The sequence below is a fragment of the Microvirga sp. KLBC 81 genome, from assembly GCF_003075415.1.
In the GTDB taxonomy this organism is placed as follows: Bacteria; Pseudomonadota; Alphaproteobacteria; order Rhizobiales; family Beijerinckiaceae; genus Microvirga.
Map to the genome: position 1 here is coordinate 1 of NZ_QDAH01000212.1, position 2,023 is coordinate 2,023.

Here is a 2,023-nt window from a genome sequence, read left to right on the forward strand (position 1 = left end):
GACATGCTCTACATGGCCGGCGGCGGCCGCATCACCCGCGTGCACGGCCCGTTCTGCTCCGACGAGGAGGTCGAGAAAGTGGTCAACCACCTTAAACGGCAGGGCGAGCCCGTCTATCTCGAGGCGGTCACGGCCGACGAGGAGGAGGCGGAGGAAATGGACGCGTCGGAGCTTCCGGCAGATGATGGCGATCTCGGTCTGGCCTCGTCCGATATCTACGAGCAGGCGGTCAGCATTGTCCTTCGGCACAAGAAGGCGTCGACGAGCTACATCCAGCGCCGGCTGCAGATCGGCTACAACCGGGCCGCCTCGATCATGGAAAGGATGGAGAAGGAAGGGATCGTCGGCCCGTCCAACCATGCTGGTAAGCGGGAGATTCTGGGCGGGGAGTTTGAGGACTAGAAGATAGAGATATCTCCATAGGACTTCAGGAGGAGGTTCCGTCCGCGGGCCTCCTCCTGACACAACGATGTCGGCATCAATCCAACAAGTGAGCGCTCTCATCGGACCAGGCTGTCGTTGCCGAACATGGATCGCAAAGCAAACGAGATAGCAATGATTAGCCGCTGGACCGTAAGGCTCTAGAAGGCGCCTGCACACAGGATCAACTCTGGGGCGGGACAGTTCCTCCATAGGGATAGCACCGGGCCCGGTCTAGACTGAGGCCAAAGTGCTCGCCCAACTTTCGGATGGCCGTCTCGTGGACAGGGTAGGGATCCTCGTTCTTAGGGCCCACGATAATGATCCTCGCATTGGGATCATGCCGCCCGCCCGGTGGCAACATTGCTGTAACAAGCGCCTCTCCTTCTGCATCGCGCAAGGTCAGGAACAGCGGCATGACGCGACGCACATGAGCTTTGAGGCCAATATCCTGCTCGATAAAAGAGCTGGAGGTCGACCGATAGGTGTTCGTTGCAGCCTCACAGGCTCGGCGAAAGTGCTTCTCCACTGCGTGACCCATCGCATCTGACTCGCGCACAGCCTCGGCTTCGGTTTCGATCTGAAACCAGCTCTTCGATCCCGGAGTGTCGCAGATGTATTGCATGTCTTAACAACGCGGGAGCACGGCGAAGGTTTTCGAGACATATCTGATTTGGCTGACGCGCCTTTCGCTTGTCATTGACAGTCTTCGGCCGGCGTGCGCTCGTTGCTGGAGAAAGGTCCGGATCGGGCACGCTCTTTACATGGTGTGACTCTGAGCGTTTGCACCAGCTCATGTTCGAGTGGGATACCAGAGAAATCAGCGTCAGACGACCGTGACGGCCCAGCCATTCCCTCACCCGGGGAGGCCACAACTCCTCACCACAACACCTCACGTTATGTCCGCCCTGGGCTCTGCTGAGGCGTTCTTATCCTCAGGAACTGGTGTTTTTGGGACAACTCCATCTGCTTGCGCCTCTTGGAGTTTATTGGAAGCGGTTGACTGACCTGCACGCTTTCCTTCCGACCACCTGTAGACCAGCCAGCCCAGTCCCGAGACAAGAGCCGCAAGCACGACCAAACCTGTACTGGGGTAGTCACGGAAGCTGATACGCCTGCCGGTCCTCAACTCGTTGTCTATATCGAGGTTAGGTTCGTCATCCCTGCTGGGCATAGAGGACACCTCATTATCGAAACACCTTATCTAGGTGCTTCGCCGAAGTCTTTGAAGAACCAATAGGCAGTTGCGCTATCCGCCAGCCGCCCAAAGGTATTCTTTCGCAGGAAGTAGAGAACTCCCGGACCCTTCCCAGCCCGATTGTTGGCTCGGAAGAAAGGCAAGGCTCACAGAACGCGCAGTTCCTCTATCGCTGAGCCTCTCGGACGATTGTTTGCCGTGAGCATCAGTGGAACAAGTCGCTATTGCACAAGCCGTCTTGTCACCGCGACTCGTGCCATGCCTTCTCATCCAGGAGGCCTTCAAAGGGGCGTGGTCCAAGCCCGGTCGGGTCACCTTTGGCCGCGATCGCCTGTCCTAACGCACAACGGCCGCCGGAACGATCCCGCAGAGATCGCGTTGGCGGGGCAAAGAGAAGACATGCCA

1 protein-coding gene is annotated in these 2,023 nt (G+C 58.2%); it reads left to right on the forward strand.

The annotated features are described in order from the left end of the window. A partial coding sequence (locus DC522_RS33245) for a DNA translocase FtsK (RefSeq protein ID WP_305777722.1) occupies positions 1–402 on the forward strand: 402 nt, incomplete at its 5' end. Positions 403–2,023 lie beyond the last annotated feature (1,621 nt).